General features: G+C 73.4%; 12 protein-coding genes. 8 read left to right on the top strand and 4 right to left on the bottom strand.

Going from position 1 to position 15,988, the window contains the following annotated elements:
- Positions 1-15: 15 nt before the first annotated feature.
- From pcaH to ACZ60X_RS34325, 5 genes are all read left to right on the top strand, one after another.
- Entirely contained in the window at positions 16-789 is a 774-nt protein-coding gene (gene pcaH / locus ACZ60X_RS34345) for a protocatechuate 3,4-dioxygenase subunit beta (RefSeq protein ID WP_469607037.1), read from the top strand.
- A gap of 5 nt (positions 790-794) precedes the next feature.
- Positions 795-1,397: a protocatechuate 3,4-dioxygenase subunit alpha gene (gene pcaG / locus ACZ60X_RS34340; RefSeq protein ID WP_469607035.1), complete on the top strand. Its 603-nt coding sequence runs from the start codon at positions 795-797 to the stop codon at positions 1,395-1,397.
- A complete protein-coding gene (pcaB, locus tag ACZ60X_RS34335) occupies positions 1,394-2,731 on the top strand; it encodes a 3-carboxy-cis,cis-muconate cycloisomerase (RefSeq protein WP_469607032.1) in 1,338 nt (445 codons plus the stop codon). Before pcaG ends, pcaB begins: the two co-directional genes overlap by 4 nt.
- Entirely contained in the window at positions 2,728-3,903 is a 1,176-nt protein-coding gene (gene pcaDC / locus ACZ60X_RS34330; RefSeq protein WP_469607030.1) for a bifunctional 3-oxoadipate enol-lactonase/4-carboxymuconolactone decarboxylase PcaDC, read from the top strand. The genes pcaB and pcaDC overlap by 4 nt, the downstream gene beginning before the upstream one ends.
- A 64-nt stretch (positions 3,904-3,967) precedes the next feature.
- Positions 3,968-4,759 (top strand): SDR family NAD(P)-dependent oxidoreductase, encoded by a 792-nt coding sequence (locus ACZ60X_RS34325; RefSeq protein WP_469607027.1) that lies wholly within the window; start codon positions 3,968-3,970, stop codon positions 4,757-4,759.
- Positions 4,760-4,858: 99 nt separating this feature from the next.
- Here the strand turns inward: ACZ60X_RS34325 and ACZ60X_RS34320 are convergent, their stop codons facing one another.
- A complete protein-coding gene (locus tag ACZ60X_RS34320; protein ID WP_469607024.1) occupies positions 4,859-7,543 on the bottom strand; it encodes an ATP-binding protein in 2,685 nt (894 codons plus the stop codon).
- Positions 7,544-7,838: 295 nt separating this feature from the next.
- On the opposite strand from ACZ60X_RS34320, the gene ACZ60X_RS34315 reads away from it, so the two are divergent.
- Positions 7,839-8,942, top strand: a complete 1,104-nt coding sequence (locus ACZ60X_RS34315) for a DUF2510 domain-containing protein (protein WP_469607022.1) — start codon at positions 7,839-7,841, stop codon at positions 8,940-8,942.
- Positions 8,943-9,073: 131 nt separating this feature from the next.
- Here ACZ60X_RS34315 and ACZ60X_RS34310 read toward each other — a convergent pair whose 3' ends face one another.
- Positions 9,074-9,715, bottom strand: a complete 642-nt coding sequence (locus ACZ60X_RS34310) for a TetR/AcrR family transcriptional regulator (RefSeq protein ID WP_469607019.1) — start codon at positions 9,713-9,715, stop codon at positions 9,074-9,076.
- Positions 9,716-9,880: 165 nt separating this feature from the next.
- Between ACZ60X_RS34310 and ACZ60X_RS34305 the strand changes: the two genes are divergently transcribed.
- Positions 9,881-10,684: a phosphatase PAP2 family protein gene (locus ACZ60X_RS34305; RefSeq protein ID WP_469607017.1), complete on the top strand. Its 804-nt coding sequence runs from the start codon at positions 9,881-9,883 to the stop codon at positions 10,682-10,684.
- Positions 10,681-11,670 carry a hypothetical protein gene (locus ACZ60X_RS34300; RefSeq protein ID WP_469607014.1) on the top strand — a complete coding sequence of 330 codons (990 nt, stop codon included), beginning with the start codon at positions 10,681-10,683 and terminating at the stop codon, positions 11,668-11,670. Before ACZ60X_RS34305 ends, ACZ60X_RS34300 begins: the two co-directional genes overlap by 4 nt.
- A gap of 106 nt (positions 11,671-11,776) precedes the next feature.
- Here the strand turns inward: ACZ60X_RS34300 and ACZ60X_RS34295 are convergent, their stop codons facing one another.
- Together ACZ60X_RS34295 and htpG are read right to left on the bottom strand one after the other, a co-directional pair.
- The gene (locus ACZ60X_RS34295; RefSeq protein ID WP_469607011.1) at positions 11,777-13,825 is read right to left on the bottom strand and encodes a phosphocholine-specific phospholipase C; all 2,049 of its coding nucleotides are present in this window, start codon (positions 13,823-13,825) and stop codon (positions 11,777-11,779) included.
- A 214-nt stretch (positions 13,826-14,039) separates the two neighbouring features.
- The gene (gene htpG / locus ACZ60X_RS34290; RefSeq protein ID WP_469607008.1) at positions 14,040-15,896 is read right to left on the bottom strand and encodes a molecular chaperone HtpG; all 1,857 of its coding nucleotides are present in this window, start codon (positions 15,894-15,896) and stop codon (positions 14,040-14,042) included.
- Positions 15,897-15,988 lie beyond the last annotated feature (92 nt).

Here is a 15,988-nt window from a genome sequence, read left to right as displayed (position 1 = left end):
CCCTAGGACCTTCCCATGACGCTCACGCAAGCCGACATCGACCAGGAGATCGCCGCCGAGCGCGCCGCGTACGACAAGCGCGTCGCCGACGGCGCACCCGTCGAACACCACCCCCGCCGCGACTACGCGCCCTACCGCTCCTCCGTGCTCCGCCACCCCAGGCAGCCGCTGGTCGCCATCGACACCGGCAAGGACCCGGAACTGGTGGAGCTGCACTCGCCCGCCTTCGGGGAGCGCGACATCACCGGCATCGACAACGACCTCACCCGGCAGCACACCGGGCAGCCGGTCGGCGAGCGGATCACCGTCTCCGGCCGGCTGCTGGACCGCGACGGCTGCCCGGTGCGCGGGCAGCTGATCGAGATCTGGCAGGCCAACTCGGCCGGACGGTACGCCCATCAGCGCGAACAGCACGACGCGCCGCTCGATTCGAACTTCACCGGCGTCGGCCGCACCCTCACCGACACCGAGGGCCGCTACCACTTCACCACCATCCAGCCCGGCCCCTACCCGTGGCGCAACCACGTGGGCGCCTGGCGCCCGGCGCACATCCACTTCTCCGTCTTCGGCACGGCGTTCACCCAGCGGCTGGTGACGCAGATGTACTTTCCGAACGACCCGCTCTTCCCGTACGACCCGATCCTGCAGTCGGTGACGGACGACGCGGCCCGGCAGCGGCTGGTCGCCGCCTACGACCACGCTCTGTCGGTGCCGGAGTTCTCGCTCGGCTACCGCTGGGACATCGTGCTCGACGGCCCGGCCGCCACCTGGATCGAAGAAGGACGCTGACCGCCATGACGACCCTCGACACGAGCAGCCCGGAGCAGGTGCTGCCGACCCCGTCCCACACGGTCGGCCCCTTCTACGGTTACGCGCTGCCCTTCCGCGGCGGCGAGGAGATCGCCCCGCTCGGCCACCCGGACACGGTCACGGTGCACGGGTACGTCCTCGACGGCGAGGGCGCGCCGCTGCCGGACGCCCTCGTGGAGCTGTGGGGCCCGCGGCCCGACGGCACCCTCCCGCGGGTCGACGGCTCCATGCGCCGCGATCCGGCCACCGGCGGCCATCTGGGCCGCAACGGCGTGGAGTTCACCGGCTGGGGCCGGTGCCAGACGGATGCCGACGGCCACTGGTACGCCCGTACGCTCCGGCCCGGCGCCCGCGGCGGCAACGCGCCGTACCTCAGCGTGTGCGTCTTCGCGCGCGGCCTGCTGACGCATCTGTTCACCCGGATCTACCTGCCCGGCGACGAGGCCGCGCTGGCCGCCGACCCGTTGCTCACCGGCGTGGGCGAGCGGCGCGGCACGCTGATCGCCGGCGACGAGGGCGCGGGCACCTACCGTTTCGACATCCGCCTTCAGGGCGAGGGCGAGACGGTCTTCCTGGAGTACCGGTGACCCTCGAGCACAGCGACGGCGACGCCGGCCTGCTCGCCCCCGGCTGGGCCGGTTCCCCGGCGGCGGGCGCCACCGGCGACACCGCGTTCCTGCGCGCCCTGCTCGACGCCGAGGCGGCCCTGACCCGCGCCCAGGCCGTGCTGGGGCTCGCGCCCGCCGGGGCAGCCGACGCGGTGACCCGGGCGGCCGACCCGGCCCGCTTCGACGTCCGCTCCCTGGCCGGGCGCGCCCGCACGGGCGGCAACCCGGTCATCCCCCTGGTGGCCGACCTGACCGCGGCCGTGGGCGAGCCCTACGGCCCGTACGTGCACCGGGGCGCCACCAGCCAGGACATCCTGGACACCGCCGCCATGCTGGTCGCCGCGCGCACCCTGGACCTGGTCCTCGACGGTCTGGCCCGCACCGAGCGCGCGCTCGCGCGGCTGGCCGCGAGCCACCGGGACACGCCGATGCCGGGCCGCACGCTCACCCAGCACGCGGTGCCGACGACGTTCGGCCTCAAGGCGGCCGGCTGGCGCTCGCTGGTCCTGGACGCCCGCGACCGCGCCGAGCGGGTACGGCGGTCCCTGCCGGTCCAACTGGGCGGCGCCGCGGGGACGCTGGCGGCGTTCCAGGCGTACGGCGCGCGGGACGCGACCGCGCTGACGGAGGCGTACGCCCGTGAACTCGGCCTGGCCGCACCGCTGTTGCCCTGGCACGCCCTGCGCACGCCGGTGGCCGACCTGGCCGGTGCCCTGGCCTTCGCCGTGGGCGCCCTCGGCAAGACCGGTGAGGACGTGCTGACCCTGTCGCGGACGGAGATCGGCGAGGTGGCCGAGGGCAGCGGCGGGGGTTCGTCGGCCATGCCGCACAAGGCCAACCCCGTGCGCGCCACCCTGCTCGCGGCCGCCGCCCGCCGCGCCCCGCAGCTCGCGGCCACGCTGTACGGCTCGCTCGCCGCCGGGGACGAGCGGCCGGCCGGGGCCTGGCACGCCGAGTGGGAGCCGCTGCGCGACCTGCTCCGGCTGGCCGGCGGCGCGGCCCGGGACGCGGCGGAACTCGCCGAGGGCCTGCGGGTGGACGCCGGGGCGATGCGCCGGGATCTGGACCTCACCCGGGGACTGATCGTCTCCGAGCGGCTGTCCGCCGCGCTCGCCTCCCGGCTCGGCCGTGCCCGGGCGAAGGAACTGCTCACCGCGCTCGCCCGCCGCACGGGCACCGAGGACCGTCCGCTCGCTGAACTCCTCGCCGGACAGCCCGAGTTGGCGGACATGGACCTCGTCGGCCTCACCGACCCCACGCACTACACCGGCTTCGCCGGTGCCCTCACCGACCGTGCACTGGAGCGACGTTGACCGTGAAACTCCTCAACCACCGTACGGAGGGGCCGGATTCGGCTCCTCCGCTGCTGCTCGGACCCTCGCTCGGCACCTCGTACGCCCTGTGGGACGCGATCGCGCCGGAGCTGTCGGCCCGCCACCGGGTGGTGCGCTGGGACCTGCCCGGGCACGGCGGGTCGGCCCCGGACCTGATCGGGCCCGGCGCGACCGTCGGGGACCTCGCGGCGCTCGTGCTGGAACTCGCCGACGCGCTCGGCCTCGACCGGTTCGCCTACGCGGGCGTGTCCCTCGGCGGCGCCGTCGGCCTGTACCTGGCCGTCCACCACCCCGACCGGCTGACGTCGCTCGCGGTGGTGTGCTCCTCCGCCCGCTTCGGCAGCGGCGCCGCCTGGCGGGAGCGGGCGGAGCGCGTGCGGCGTGAGGGCCTTCAGTGGCTGGTGGAGAGCGCCGACGCGCGCTGGTTCACGCCCGGGTTCACGGTGCCCCGGCTGGTGCGGGACCACCGGGAGGCCGACCCGGAGGCGTACGCCGCCTGCTGCGACGCGCTCGCCGCGTTCGACCTGCGCGACCGGCTGGGCGAGATCGCCGTACCGACCCTGCTCGTGGCGGGCCGCGAGGATCCCGCGACCCCGGCCGCGCAGTTGCGGGAGATCGCCGACGCGGTGCCCGGCTCGACGCTGGTGGAGCTGCCCGGGGCCTCGCATCTGGCGCCCGCGCAGGTCCCGCAGGCGGTGCTGGCCGCGCTGCGCACGCTGCTCGACGGACCGACGCCGAGCGGGATGGCGGTGCGCCGCCAGGTGCTGGGCGACGCGCACGTGGACCGCGCGCAGGCCCGGCAGACGCCGTTCACCGCCCGCTTCCAGGACTTCATCTCCCGCTACGCGTGGGGCGAGATCTGGACCGACCCGACACTGTCCCGGCGCGAGCGCAGCATGATCACCCTGACCGCGCTGGTGGCGCGAGGCCACGAGGACGAGCTGGCCATGCACGTCCGGGCGGCGCTGCGGGGCGGGCTGACGCCCGACGAGATCGGTGCGGTGCTGCTGCAGAGCGCCGTGTACTGCGGGGTGCCGGCGGCCAACTCGGCGTTCGCGACGGCCCAGCGGGTGCTCTCGGCCGAACACGCCGAACACGCCGGGGCCGACGGGGTCGACGGGGAGGAGGGGCACGGTGCGGGCCGAGGGTGACCCTGCTGGTCGTAGCCTCGCCAGCGCCTCCCGCACGGCGCCGGGGCGTGCCTAGGGTGGCAGCATGTCGACTGTTCTGATCACCGGCGCCACCTCCGGACTCGGCCGCTACGTCGCCTTCGAGCTGGTCCGCTCCGGCCATGTCGTCCTCGCCCACGGCCGCGACCGGGCCCGCACCGAGCAGCTGGTCGCGGAGCTGCGCACCGAGGGCACGGCCGAGGGGTTCGTCGCCGATCTGGCCCGGCTCGCCGAGGTGCGCGAGCTGGGCGCCCGGGTGGCCGAGGCGCGTCCGGAACTGGACGTACTGATCAACAACGCGGGCGTGGGCGGCGGCACGCCCGGCTCCGGGCGGGAGCTGAGCGCCGACGGGCATGAACTGCGGCTCGCGGTGAACTACTTGGCGCCCGTCGCCCTCACCCGCTCCCTGCTGCCGGTGCTGCGCGCCAACGCCCCGGCCCGGATCGTGAACGTCGGCTCGGCCGGCCAGGAGCCCGTCGACTTCGCCGACCCGGAACTCAGCCGCGGCTACAGCGGGATGTCCGCCTACTGCCGCAGCAAGTTCGCCCTCGCCGCGCACACCTTCACCCTCGCCGAGGAGCTGGCCGGCAGCGGGGTCTCGGTGAACGTCCTGCACCCCGCCACCTTCATGGACACCGCCATGGTCCGCGAGAGCGCCGTCACGCCCTGGAACACGGTCGCCGACGGCGCGCCCGGTGTACTGGCCCTGGCCACCGAGGAGACGGGCACCGGCGGCTACTTCGACGGCACCCGGCGGGCGCGGGCGCACGAGGGGACGTACGACCCACGGGTGCGCGAGCGGCTGGCGGCGGTGACGGAGCAACTGCTCGCGGTGTGACGCCGGCGGACGGGGCGACGGCATCCGGTATGCGGCATCCGGTATGCGGTATGCGGTATGCGGGCGACTGTGTTCCGCATACCGCATACCGCCGGCTGTCTACCGCAGCCCCCGCCCCGTCTCCAGCACCTCCCTCGCCTGGGCCACCAGGCCTTCCGCGCCGCAGGACCGGGCGAGGTCCAGGCCGCGGTTGAGTTCCGTGACGGAGCGGGCGGCGATGCCGTACTCGACGCGGGCCGCCGCGTGTTCGTACTGGCACGGCGAGGCCTCCAGGTAGGTGACGGCCTGGCCGGCGAGCTGGACCGCGCGGCTGCCGGTCTCCAGCGCGGCGGCGCAGCGCAGGGCCTCGCCGATCGCGGTGTCCGTACCGAAGCGCTCGGCCTGCCGGCGGGCGTCGGCGGCGAGCCGGGCGGCCCGCGTCGGGTCCTGCGCGGCGAGGGCCTTGGCGAGGTCGATCGGCCAGGGGGCGAGCACGGGGTTGTGGCCGCCGCGCGAGGCGGCCGTCTTCTCGGCGGCCTCCAGCTCGTTGATGCCGTCCTCGGTCCGGCCCACGGCGAGCAGCAGCCGGCCGCGCACGGAACGGATGTCGGGCAGCACGATCGTGGACGGGTACGGCGGTGCGAAGCCGTACTGCTCGGCGATCGACCAGGCCTCCTGGATCCGGCCGCGGGCCAGCAGGGTGTCGACGAGCCCGCAGGTGGCGGACCAGTACAACGGCAGCCCGCGGCCGACCCGTTCGGCGAGGATCAGTGCCTCGCGCAGGGTGGACTCGGCATCGCGCAGGCGGCCCTGTCTGCGGTAGGCGAGGCCGAGGAAGGCGTTGGCGAGCGAGAGGTGGCCGCCGCGCCAGCCGGCGCTGGTGTAGGCGCGCAGAGCCTCGGCGAACAGGCTCTCGGCGCGGTCGAGCCGGTCGGTGTAGGCGTACGCGCTGCCGAGCATCATCAGCAGCTCGATGCCCCACTCCTGGTCGGTCCAGCCGAGGCCGGGCGCCAGACGGCCGTTGACGAGGGCGCGGTCGCACAGCTCGACGACCTCCTCGGCGTTCTCGCCGTGGGTCATGGCGTCGAAGCCGCGCAGGACGAGCAGGGCGCGCTCGGAGTTGTCGCGGCCGGTGCAGGTGCCCGCGAGTTCGGCGAGGCTGCGCGAGCGGGCCGGGGAGACGGTCTCCCCGTGGATGGCCTCCCACATGAACTGCACGGCCTGCAGCCGCATCCTGGCGGGGCCCGGTTCGTGCCGGGCGGCCTCGGCCTCGACGGTGCGGACGGCCTCGTCCAGCTGGTCGTTGTGGAGCAGCGCCCGGGACAGGCGGACCACCGCGTCGACGCGCCGCTCGCCGTCGAGGCCGGGCAGGCCGAGCGCGTACTGGAGGTGGTCGATGGTGACGGCGGGCGCGGTGAGCAGGGTGGCGCAGCCCAGTTCGTACAGGACGTGGGCGTGGACCTCGGGGCGCGGCGGCTCCTGCAGGGCCCGTTCCAGACAGCGGCGGGCCGCGTCGGGCGCGCCGACGGCGAGGTGTTCGCGGGCCGCCTCGCGGAGCTGGGCGACCAGTTCCTCGTCGTCGTCCGGGTGCACCTTGAGCAGGTGCCGGGCGGCCTCGGCGGCACCGCGGCCCAGTTCGGTGATGATCTGGGCGGCGACGCCGTGCATGGCGGTGCACACGGCGGGCGGGATGGAGTTGTAGACGGCGGTGGCGATCAGCGGGTGGACGAACTCCAGCTCCCCGCCCGGGCGTTCGGTGCCGGCCGCCGGGTCGGGTGTGGTGAGGATGCGGGCGTTGCACAGGAGTTCGGCGCAGTGCCGGGCGATGCCGTCGTCCATGGTGGCGAGTCGGGCGACCATGTCGACGGTGATGGAGGTGCCGAGGATGGCGGCGGCCCAGGCGAACCGGGTGGCCTCGAGGCCGAGGCCCTTGAGCCGGTCGACGAGTCCGCCGCCGCGGGCGGAGCGGTTGAGGGCGCGCAGTTCGCCGGCGCGGCCCTCGACCGGCTGCAGCTCGCTGTCCTGCACCTTGGCGAGGAGTTCGACGGTGTCGTACGGATTGCCGGCGGTGACGGCCCACACCTCGCGGCAGAAGGCGTCGTCGGCGTGCCGGCCGACGGTGGCGCGGGTGAGTCCGGCGGTGGCGTCCGGGGTGAGGGCGCTGAGGTTGCTGACGGGACGGCCCGCGGCGGCGGCCACCGCGTCGAGGTGACGGGCGCTGTCCCCGCTGATCTCGCCGGGGCGGCGGGCGACCACGACCAGCACGGACACGTCGTCCAGGCGCTCGGCGAAGGCGGCGAGCCAGCGCAGGGTCTCGGCATCGGCCCAGTGCGCGTCGTCGATCAGCAGCACGAGGGGCCATTCACGGCGGGCGAGCCGGCGTACCGCCGCGACGAGACCGTCGCACACGTACTGCGGGTCGGCGCTGCCCTCCTGGGGGTCGGCTATGCCGAGGGCGGGTCCGGCGATGTCGTACCAGTCGCCCAGGTACTCGCGGGCCTCCTCCGGCAGTAACGAGAGCAGGGCGGGCTGGAGCAGTTGCCGTACCACGTTGAACGGGACGGACCTGAGGGTCTCCGCGCCGCGCGCGGACCAGACGTCGCAGCCGCGGCGTTCGGCGATCCGGCGGGTCTCGGCGAGCAGCGCGGTCTTGCCCAGACCCGCCTCGCCGCGGAAGACCAGCAGACTGCCCGCGGACTGCCGGTCGGCGCACAGGACGTCGAGCGCGTCCACGACGGTGGCGATCTCCGCGTCCCGCTCCCACAGGGAAGCAGAGGCGGCCGTGGGCGGCCGTCCCTTCGTCATCCCGTTACCTCCCCAGGTCGCCCGAATGACGTACAGGGCACGAGCGTAGCCGTCGGTCGGGACCCGTGGTGGGTGCCTCGGGCACCTGTTGCCCCGCCGGGTGAAAGTACGTGCGGGCAGACGACGCGCGTCCGGCTCGAACCGCCGGTCAGCAGCCGACGGAGCGTCAACCGGGCGGCACGGGGCGGTGCCGGAGGCGGTCGCGCGGCATTCTCGGGGCCGAAATATTCTGGTCTGTTCCGTTCACCGCGGATCCTCTCATCACACTTTCACGGTCGCCTCATACGGTGGGGGCATGACGCAGGTGACTCCCCCCGGGTGGTACCCCGACCCCGGGCAGACGAACGACGGTCCGCCCACCGAGCGCTGGTGGGACGGCAAGGCCTGGACGGACCAGACCCGCCCCGCCGGGACGGCCGCCGCGTGGGGTCCCCCGGCGCAGCCGTCCGGGCAGACGGCCCCGCTGCCGGCGCCCGCCGCGCCCGCGGGGTTCGGCGCACCGCCGGCCTCCCCCACGCCGGCCGGTCACGGCACGCAGCCGGGCTACGCGGGGTATCCGGCGTACCCCGCCGAGCCGCCGGCCGGGTCCCGGCGCACCGCGCGCAACGTCGTGGCCGTCGTGGCGGCGGCCGTTGTACTGACGTGCATCGGTGTCAGCGTCTACGCCCTGGCCGGTGACCACGGCAGCGGCGGCGACCGCGCCGGCTCGCAGCACAGCGGGCAGGACGGCGGGCAGGGCGGGCCGTTCGGCGGCGGACCGGGCGGTTCCGGAGGGTCGGGCGGTTCCGGTGGGTCGGGCGGCTCGGGGGGCTCCGACGGCTCCGGGGGCGGCGTGCCCTCACCGGGGCGGTCGGACGCACCCAAGGTGCAGGGCGGCGGCACGGTGCCGGACGCGGTCGACGGGATCAGCCTGCCGGTGCCGAAGGGCTGGACCGGGCAGACGATCAGCGTCGGCGCGCAGGTCACCTCCGACGACTCCTACAAGTGCCCGGGCAACTCCTCCCAGACCTGCACGGCGGGCGGCGCCTACACGGCGCCGGCGGTGGCGCTCGGCGCCAAGGGCACGACGCCCGAGGAGGTCGCCAAGGCGGACATCGCGGCCAACGCCAAGCAGTCCTACGGCGGCGACACCTACGGCAGCATCACCTCGCACCAGCAGCTGGCCGCGCAGGCGGTGACGGTGGCCGGGCAGAAGGGCTACATGGTGCGCTGGAAGGCGGTCACCAGCAAGGGCGCCGACGGCATCGTGGAGTCGGTCGTCTTCCCCTCGCCCAATGACGCGGGACAGCTGGTGGTGGTGCGCTTCGGTGTGGACGTCGGGCAGAAGCTCTCCGTCATCGACGAGATCCTGAAAGGGATCACGGTCTCGTCCGGCGGCGGCAGCGGCCAGAACGCCTGAGCCGCGGGCCCGCCGGGGCGCGGAGATGTCGGCCGGGTGGGGCGCCCCTCCGCTCAAGAGGAACCCCACCCGGCCGGGGGGTGCGCGCCGCCCCCGTCCCCACGGTGCGGCGCGGTCAGGTCACCGTTCAGTCATCCCGTGAACGGCGGCCTGGGTTCTTCGGTCAGCCCGAGCGCGGGCAGCACGGTGGCCTCCACGAACCGGGCGAGGTAGTCGGCGTCGGCGTACTGGCCGCTGAGCACGGGCCGCACCCGCAGGACGCCGAACATCATCGCGGGGACGTACTCCAGCGCGGGATGGCCGGCCGGGACCTCGCCCCTGGCCACGCCCCGGGCCAGCATCTCCTGCAACGCGGCGATCTCGGGGTAGACCAGGGCCTCGCGCAGCGCCTGGGCCAGCTCCTTGTCGGCCGTCCACGCGTGTCCCAGCGCCTGGAGCAGCTTGGTGTCCTTGCCGGACCAGTCCCCCGCGGCCCGCGCGGCCTGACGCAGGTCCTCGGCGAGCGATCCGGTGTCGATGCCGGCGAAGCGCACCCGGCGGTTGGCGCGCAGCGCGGCCGCGACGAACTGGGGTTTGTTCTTCCACTGACGGTAGAGCGTGGACTTGCTGCAGCGGGTGCTGGCGGCGACGCCCTCCATGGTGACCGACTCGTACCCGCACTCGCGGATCTGCTCCAGCACGGCGTCGAAGAACTCCCGCTCACGCTCCGGCGTGATCTTGGAGCGGCGCGAGGCGACGACCGTCTCCGGTCCGTCCGCGGCCTGCGACGTCATGCGGTGCTTCCTCTCGCTCGTAGGTCCGGGCCCCTGTTTCCAGTGTGGCGCGCATCAACCGATACGTCAGTGTACCGGTACTCAAGCGTATCGGTACACTGGCGTATCGGTACGACAACGTATCGATGAGTTCTACACGCACCACGTCAGTGAAGGGGCCGGGGGATGACTGCCCGAACCGAGCCGCCAGAGGCAGAGGCGGAGCCGCCGGACGCGGCCAGGCGCCCGGCGCTCATACGTGAGCTTCTGCTGGTCGCGGGGCTCTTCCTCGTCTACAAGCTCGGCCGGCAGCTGGCCACGGGCCACACCGCGGGCGCCTTCCGCGACGCCCACCGCGTGTGGGACCTGGAACGGACGCTGCACCTCCCCCACGAGAACGCCGTGCAGTCCGCACTGCTGCACGGCGACGCCCTCGTCCACCTCGCGAACACGTACTACGCCACCGTCCACTTCCCGGCGACGCTGGCCTTCCTCGTCTGGCTCTACGTCAAGCGGCCCGCCCACTACCTCTGGGCCCGCCGGGTCCTCGCGGTGGTCACCACGGCCGCGCTGATCCTGCCGTTCACGTTCCCGCTGGCCCCGCCGCGGATGCTGACCGGGACCGGGCTGATCGACACCGCGAGGGTCTACGGCCCCTCCGTGTACGGGCCGCCGTCCAGCGACCACCTGTCCAACCAGTTCGCGGCGATGCCGTCGCTGCACTTCGGGTGGGCGCTGATGGTGGCGGTCGGCCTGATCGCGGCCACCCGGTCGCGCTGGCGCTGGCTGTGGCTGCTGCACCCGCTGATCACCCTGACGGTGATCGTGGGCACCGCCAATCACTACTGGCTCGACGCGATCGTGGCGACCGCCATGCTGGGCGTCGCCCTCGCCGCGATCCACCCGCCGCACCGCACGTCCGGCACCGCCGGCCGCGACGCCGGCCGGGTCGCCCCGCGCGAGCCGGTCCTGGCGGGAGCGGGCCGATGAGCGCCGCCGCCCTGGCCGCCGTGGCCCTCTCCCTCGTCTCGGCCGTCGCCTACGCCCTCGCCGCCGTCGCCCAGGAACGGCTCGCCTCCCGCACCCCCGGCGCCGGTCTGCTGCGGCTGCTGGGCACGGGCGCCTGGTGGGGGGCCGTCGGCCTGAACGCGGCCGCCGCACTGCTGCACGTCGTCGCGCTGAGGTACGGTCCGCTGACCCTCGTCCAGCCGTTGGGCGCGCTCACGCTGGTCGCGGCGGTGCCGCTCGGGGCCCGGGCGGCCGGGCGCCGGGTCAGCGCCGCGGAGTGGCGCGGCACGGCGCTCACGCTGCTCGGGCTGGGCGCGCTGCTCGTCACCGCCTCGGGTCCGGCGCCCGAGCGCGTGCTGTCGCTGACCGAGGCGCTGGCGGTCGCGGGTGCGACGGCCGCCGCGATCGGCATGCTCTCCTGGCCCGGCGCCCGACCGGGCCTGCGGCACGCAACCGCGTCCGGCTTCGCCTCCGGTGTCGCCTCCGCGCTGACCCAGACGGTGACCGTGGCGGCCACCGACCGCACGGGCCCGGTGCTCGGCACCGAGGTGATCACGGTCGCCGTGCTCGTCGCCGCGTTCGCCGTCGGCGGGCTGCTGCTGTCCCAGACGGCCTACCACGGCGGCCTCGGCGCCCCGCTGGCCGTGGTCACCCTCGCCAACCCGGTGGCGGCCGCCGTGATCGGCCTCACCCTGCTCGGCCAGGGCCTGAAGGGCGGCGCCGGCGGTGTGCTGCTGGCCCTCGCCGGTGCGGCCCTCGCCTCCTGGGGTGTCGTCCTGCTCACCCGGGTCACCGGTGAGCCCCACGGCTCCGCCGGGAACGACGGACACAACGGACACAACGGACACAACGGACACGACGAGCATCCGGTGGCGGCGGTGCTGGCGCTGGAACCCGGTACGGCGACCGCCGAACCGGCGCTGGTGCCGCGCCGGCCGGAGAAGCCGGGACACCTCAGCGCGCTGTGACCCCACGAAACGGCGGCCGGTGCACGCGTCGAACCCGCGCACCGGCCGCCGCCTTCCTGCGCCCCGGTGCCGGCCCGCTCGGCTCCGGCCCCGCCGGGGCGCTCCGTCACCGCGTGAGGATCGCCGGGTCGCTGACGCCGGGCCGGCCGTTCTCGACATGGCCGGCGAAGCCGCGCAGGAAGGCCGGGTCGGCCTCGCAGGTCACCGTCACGTCGTACCAGCGCTTGCTGGCGGTGAGGTCCACGGTGTGCCGCACCCTCGCGCCGGGCCGTACGGTCACGGTGGCCGGGTGGCCCCCATAGCCGTTGGTGAGCTTCAGTTCGACCGTGCCGGAACCCTTGTTGGTGAAGGTGAGTTCGAGGTGGTCGCCGGCGGGCCGGGCGGTCACCTCGGGTCCGGCCGTCTTCCCCTTGCCCTTGAAGACGCGCAGGAAGCCGTTGGGGCCGTGCACCGTGAGGTCGTGGATGCCACCGGAGTAGACCGCGTTCCAGGTGTCGGACAGGGTCTTGCCGGCCTCGGTGGTGTAGGTCCATGGGCCGTCGGCGCGGTTGCCGGACGTCACCAGGAAGGCCGCGCCCGCGTGCGCCCCCGAGGCGAACGTGAGCGTGAGCTTGCCGGTCGCGGTGTCCGCGGCGCCGTCCACCACCGGGGCGTACTTCAGCGGGCGGGTGGGCCGGCTGCCGCGCTCCTGCCTGGGCAGGGCGGGGTGGGCGGGGGGCCTCGGCACGTAGTCCGGGTGCCGGTTGTGGTCCGGCGGCTGGTAGCCGGCCGTGGACGGCAGCGCGACCGGCTTGGTGTCCTTGCGGGAGAAGTCGAAGGCGCTGGTCAGGTCGCCGGTGACGGCGCGGCGCCAGGGCGAGACGTTCGGCTCGTGCACCCCGAAGCGGCGCTCGATGAACCGGATGATGGAGGTGTGGTCGAGCGTCTCGGAGCAGACGTAACCGCCCTTGCTCCACGGTGAGACGACGAGCATCGGCACCCGCTGACCGAGCCCGTAGGCGCCCGCGACATGGCTCGCGTCGCCCTTGAACAGGTCCAGCGAGGCGTCCACGGTCGACTTGCCCTGCGCGCCGGAGGCCGGCGGGAAGGGCGGCACGACGTGGTCGAAGAAGCCGTCGTTCTCGTCGTAGGTGATGAACAGGGCGGTCCTGCCCCACACCTCGGGATCGGCGGTGAGCGCGTCGAGGACCTGGGAGACGTACCAGGCGCCGTAGTTGGCGGGCCAGTTGGGGTGCTCGGTGAAGGCCTCGGGGGCGACGACCCAGGAGACCTGCGGCAGCCTGCCGGCCTTGACGTCGGCCTTCAGCTGGTCGAAGAAGCCCTCGCCCTTCCTGGCGTCGGTGCCGGTGCGGGCCTTGTCGTAGAGCGGGTCGCCGGGCTTGGCGTCGCGGTACTGGTTGAAGTAGAGCAGGGAGTTGTCGCCGTAGTTGCCGCGGTAGGCGTCGTTGATCCAGCCCCAGGAGCCGTTCGCGTCGAGGCCGTCGCCGATGTCCTGGTAGATCTTCCAGGAGACCCCGGCCTTCTCCAGGCGCTCGGGGTACGTCGTCCAGCCGTAGCCCTTCTCGTCGTTGCCGAGGACCGGGCCGCCGCCCTGCCCGTCGTTGCCGACGTAACCGGTCCACATGTAGTAGCGGTTCGGGTCGGTCGAGCCCATGAACGAGCAGTGGTAGGCGTCGCAGAGGGTGAAGGCGTCGGCGAGCGCGTAGTGGAACGGGATGTCCTCGCGGGTCAGGTACGCCATGGTCGTGGTGCCCTTGGCCGGCACCCACCTGTCGTACTTGCCCCCGTTGAAGGCGGCATGGGTGTCGTTCCAGCCGTGCGGCAGGTCCTGGATGAAGGCGAGGCCCAGGTCGTCGGCGTCGGGGTGGAAGGGCAGGAGGTCCTTCGTGCCGTCGGACTGCTTCCAGACGGACCTGCCGTTCTGGGAGACGGCACGGGGGTCGCCGAAGCCCCGGACGCCGCGCAGGGAACCGAAGTAGTGGTCGAAGGATCGGTTCTCCTGCATGAGGACAACGATGTGCTCGACGTCCTGGACGGTGCCGGTGCGGTGGTGGGCGGGCAGGGCGGCCGCGCGCTGGATGCTGCTCGACAGCGCGGTGAACGCCGTGGTGGCGCCCGCGAGTTGGAGGAAGCGGCGCCGGTTGACTTCGGGCATGGGTGTTCGGGTCCTCTCGTCCTGACGTACGTGATGCCGTCGTGCGGTCATCCGAATGACGGAATCTGCGCGGAGCGAGTGTTCCAAGAGCAGCAAACGTCAGGGAAGGGTCTGATGGCGCCCATGTGAAAGTCGGCGGTCCGTGAGGTGCTCCGCCGGCCACGGAGACGAGGGCCGTGGCCGGCGGCAGAACGGAACAGATCGGAACTATCGGTCAGATGGACCGCGCCAGACGGTCGGCGAGCAGCTTGGCGAAGCGCGCCGGGTCGGCCAGGTCGCCGCCCTCCGCGAGCAGGGCGGTGCCGTAGAGCAGCTCGGCCGTGTCCTTCAGCTCCGCGTCGTCCGGGCGCTCCTCGTGCGCCGTCCGCAGTCCCGTGACGAGGGGGTGCTCGGGGTTCAGCTCCAGGATCCGCTTGACCGGCGGGAGTTCCTGGCCCATCGCCTTGTACATCTTCTCCAGGGCCGGCGAGATCCCGTCGGCGTCGCTGACCAGGCAGGCCGGCGAGCTGGTCAGGCGGGTGGTCAGCCGTACGTCCTTGACGTCGTCCAGCGTCTCGCCCAGCCAGCTCAGCAGCGGGGCGTAGGCGCCGGACTTCTCCTCCGACAGCTCCTCGTCGTCCTCCCCGGCGGGCAGGTCGACCGCGCCCCGCGCGACGGACTGGAACTCCTTGTCGTCGTAGGCGCGCACCGCGTCCACCCAGATCTCGTCCACCGGGTCGGTGAGCAGCAGGACCTCGTACCCCTTGGCCTTGAAGGCCTCCAGGTGCGGGGAGTTCTCGACCTGGGAGCGGCTCTCGCCGGTCATGAAGTAGATCTTGTCCTGGCCGTCCTTCATCCGGGCGATGTAGTCGGCGAGGGTGGTGGGCTCGTCCCCGGCGGTGGTGGCGAACGACGCGATGTCGAGGATGGCCTTGTGGTCCTCGCTCGCGTCGAGCAGGCCCTCCTTGACCGCGGCGCCGAACTCCCGCCAGAACGTACGGTACTTCTCGGCGTCGCCCGTCATGAGGTCCTTGACGGTGGACAGGACCTTCTTGGCGAGGCGGCGCCGGATCATCTGGATGTGCCGGTCCTGCTGGAGGATCTCGCGGGAGATGTTCAGCGACAGGTCGGCGGCGTCCACGACACCCTTGACGAACCGCAGGTGCGAGGGCAGGAGTTCACGGGTGTCGTCCATGATGAACACCCGCTTGACGTACAGCTGGATGCCGTGGCGGGCGTCGCGCTGGAACAGGTCGTGCGGGGCGCGGGCCGGGAGGAAGAGCAGCGCCTCGTACTCGAAGGTGCCCTCCGCCCGCATCCGGATCGTCTCCAGCGGGTCGGTCCAGTCGTGGCTGATGTGCCGGTAGAACTCCCGGTATTCCTCGTCCTTGACCTCCGAACGCGGCCGTGCCCACAGGGCCTTCATCGAGTTGAGGGTCTCGTCGCCCATCCGGATCGGGAAGGCGATGAAGTCCGAGTACCGCTTGACGATCTCCCGGATCTTCCACTCGTCGGCGTAGTCGTGGAGGGCGTCCTCCTCGTCCGCGGGGCGCAGGTGGACGGTGACCGCCGTGCCCTCCGGGGCGTCCTCGACGGTCTCGATGGTGTAGGTGCCGCCGCCGTCCGACTCCCAGCGCACGCCGGTCTCCTCGCCGGCCTTGCGGGTGAGCAGCGTGACCTTGTCGGCGACCATGAAGACGGAGTAGAAGCCGACGCCGAACTGGCCGATCAGCTCGGCGGCCGCGGCGTTCTCGGCGTTCTTGGCGTTCTCCTTCAGCCGGCGCAGCGTCTCGGCGGTGCCGGAGCGGGCGATGGTGCCGATGAGCCCGACGACCTCGTCGCGGGTCATGCCGATGCCGTTGTCGCGGACGGTCAGCGTGCGGGCGTCCTTGTCGGCCTCGATGGCGATGTGCGGGTCGTCGCCCTTCAACCGGTCGTCGGTGAGACCGGCCAGACGGCGCTTGTCCAGGGCGTCGGAGGCGTTGGAGATGAGTTCCCGCAGGAAGATGTCCTTGTTCGAGTAGATCGAATGGACCATCAGCTGTAGGAGCTGCCGCGCTTCGGCCTGGAACTCCAGCGTCTCGGTGCTCATTGCGTCCCTTCTCCTCATGTGATGTGCGCAGGAGCGGGGAGCCGTACGAACCGGGCGGTCCGCCGGACACCCCTGTCCACCATGGTCGGCCT

The organism is Streptomyces sp. NPDC104106 (assembly GCF_055584345.1).
The sequence above is the reverse complement of the archived record's forward strand: the minus strand, read 5'-3'. Positions and strand labels throughout refer to the sequence as shown.

Excerpts from the sequence above, each read along its gene's own strand:
- pcaG (WP_469607035.1), top strand. The coding sequence starts at position 795 with ATGACGACCCTCGACACGAGCAGCCCGGAGCAGGTGCTGCCGACCCCG.
- ACZ60X_RS34300 (WP_469607014.1), top strand. The coding sequence starts at position 10,681 with ATGAGCGCCGCCGCCCTGGCCGCCGTGGCCCTCTCCCTCGTCTCGGCC.
- pcaH (WP_469607037.1), top strand. The coding sequence starts at position 16 with ATGACGCTCACGCAAGCCGACATCGACCAGGAGATCGCCGCCGAGCGC.
- ACZ60X_RS34310 (WP_469607019.1), bottom strand. The coding sequence starts at position 9,715 with ATGACGTCGCAGGCCGCGGACGGACCGGAGACGGTCGTCGCCTCGCGC.
- ACZ60X_RS34305 (WP_469607017.1), top strand. The coding sequence starts at position 9,881 with ATGACTGCCCGAACCGAGCCGCCAGAGGCAGAGGCGGAGCCGCCGGAC.
- ACZ60X_RS34295 (WP_469607011.1), bottom strand. The coding sequence starts at position 13,825 with ATGCCCGAAGTCAACCGGCGCCGCTTCCTCCAACTCGCGGGCGCCACC.
- ACZ60X_RS34325 (WP_469607027.1), top strand. The coding sequence starts at position 3,968 with ATGTCGACTGTTCTGATCACCGGCGCCACCTCCGGACTCGGCCGCTAC.
- htpG (WP_469607008.1), bottom strand. The coding sequence starts at position 15,896 with ATGAGCACCGAGACGCTGGAGTTCCAGGCCGAAGCGCGGCAGCTCCTA.
- ACZ60X_RS34320 (WP_469607024.1), bottom strand. The coding sequence starts at position 7,543 with ATGACGAAGGGACGGCCGCCCACGGCCGCCTCTGCTTCCCTGTGGGAG.
- ACZ60X_RS34315 (WP_469607022.1), top strand. The coding sequence starts at position 7,839 with ATGACGCAGGTGACTCCCCCCGGGTGGTACCCCGACCCCGGGCAGACG.